Origin of the sequence: Thiorhodococcus mannitoliphagus, assembly GCF_010915725.1 — a bacterium.
In the GTDB taxonomy this organism is placed as follows: Bacteria; Pseudomonadota; Gammaproteobacteria; order Chromatiales; family Chromatiaceae; genus Thiorhodococcus; species Thiorhodococcus mannitoliphagus.
The window spans coordinates 1-1989 of sequence record NZ_JAAIJR010000298.1; the positions used below are offsets into that span (position 1 = coordinate 1).

Consider the following 1989-nt stretch of genomic DNA (forward strand, 5'->3'; position numbering starts at 1 on the left):
CTCGACCCTGTTTCGCAATCAAAAGCTTTATCGGGAAGGCGGTCTGGAAGCCATCCGCGACGGGCGCGGTCACGGTGCACCGCGGCGGGCGCATAAGCTCACCGACGACGTGCTCGCGGTCGCGCAGGCGTGTCTGGATCAAGGCGGCTCGCAATCGGCAGCGGCGCGTGCGGTGGGCGTGAGCGAAACGGCGATTCGCCATGCGCTCAAGACCGGTCGTCTGCGCCGCAGCCCGCCGCCGCGCCAACGCCGCGCAGCGCTCTCGCCCGGGGAGCGGGCCGAACGCGACGCTGCACAGGCGCGCGGCGCCGGTAGCGCGGTCAAGCGCCTCGACGAGCGCCTGCTCGCCTGCCGGGGCGAGCTGAGCGAGGCGGCACCGCACTTCGAGCCCGTCGAAGGGGTGGCGAGCGCGGGTGTCCTGTTGGCCTTGCCGGCGCTCATCGGCGAGGGCCTGCTGAGCAGCGCCGAGCGCGTCTACCAACCGCTGAAGGCCGGCTTCTATGGCCTGCACGCGATCTTGCTGTGCCTGGTCATGATGGCCTTGTTGCGGATCAAGACCATCGAGGGCTTGAGCGCGCATCAGCCCGGCGAGCTGGGCATCCTGTTGGGACTGGATCGCGTGCCGGAGGTGAAAACGTTGCGCCGCAAGCTCGCCGAACTCGGGGAGCAGCAACAGGCGGCGAAGCTGGCCGCGGCGTTAACCGAGCGTTGGGCGCAGGGCGAGCCCGACGAGCTGGGCCTGCTCTACATCGACGGTCATGTGAGCACCTATACCGGGCGCAAGCACCGCCTGCCGAAGACGTTCGTGCAAAAACGCCGACAGTGTCAGCCTGCCGCGACCGACACCTGGGTCCACAACGGCGCGGCCGAGCCCTTGTTCTTCGTCACCAGCCCGATCAACCAGCATCTCCTGTCGCTGATCGATCAGGACGTCATCCCCGAAGCACGCCGGCAGATCGGTCCGGAACGCAGGCTGACCCTGGTCTTCGACCGCGAGGCGTGGAGCCCCGACGCCTTTCGCCGCTGGCACGCCCAAGGGGTTGACGTCATCACCTACCGCAAGGGCAAGCAGGCGCCCTGGGCGGCGCAGGATTTCCAACCCGTCACCTTTGCGCGCGACGGCAAGGCCGTGACCTACTGGCTCGCCGAGCGCAGCGTGCAGGTCATCCCCGCCAACCGCAAACGCCCGGCGTTTTGGATGCGCGAGATCCGCCGTCTGAGCAACAACGGCCATCAAACCGCCATCCTGACCACGCGCCAGGACCTGCCGGTGGAAGTGATCGCCGATGACATGTTTGCGCGCTGGCGCCAGGAGAACTTTTTCAAGTACATGCAGGCCGAATTCAATCTCGACCACCTGAGCACCTACGCCACCGAACCAGCCGATGCCGAGCGGATGGTTCCCAATCCTGAGCGCACTCGGTTGGAGAAGGTGCTCAAGGCAAAGAAGGCCCAGCTCGGCAGCGCCCACGTCCGCAATGCGGCGCAACAGCGTGATGGTGCCTCGAAGGCCAAGCAAGCGAAGGAGGCGGAGACGATCGAGCGCGTGCAAAGGGACTGCGATGAACTCGCCGAGCAGATCAAGGCGCTGGACAAGCGTGTGCCTTTGAAGAGCGTTCTGGAACCGGACCAGATCGTCCAGCACGAAACCGAGCGCAAGACGATCACCCAACTCATCAAGGTCGTCGCCTTCCGCAGCGAGAGCTGTCTGGCGAGTCTCGTCGAACCCTTCTTCGCGCGTCACGACGATGAGGCTCGCGCCTTTCTCAAGACCGTGTTCCGCTTGCCGGGCGACATCCTCCCGGATCACGAGCGCCAAGAACTGCGGGTGCGCCTGTACGGACTGGCGAACAACCGATCCCAACAAGCGCTCATCGCTCTGTGCGAATGCTTGAACACCCAGCGGGCGATTTACCCCGGTACCGAGCTGCGCCTCGTGTTTGAGGCGATCCAGTCGCATTGAATTTGGCGCCAAGTCAGGAGTTCTGC

At 65.6% G+C, this 1989-nt stretch carries 1 protein-coding gene; it reads left to right on the forward strand.

Annotated features, from left to right (window positions below; genetic code table 11):
* Window positions 1-1963, forward strand: a 1963-nt coding sequence (locus tag G3480_RS26315) for a putative transposase (protein WP_206171920.1), incomplete at its 5' end; no start/stop codon positions are given.
* Between the last annotated feature and the right edge of the window lie 26 nt (window positions 1964-1989).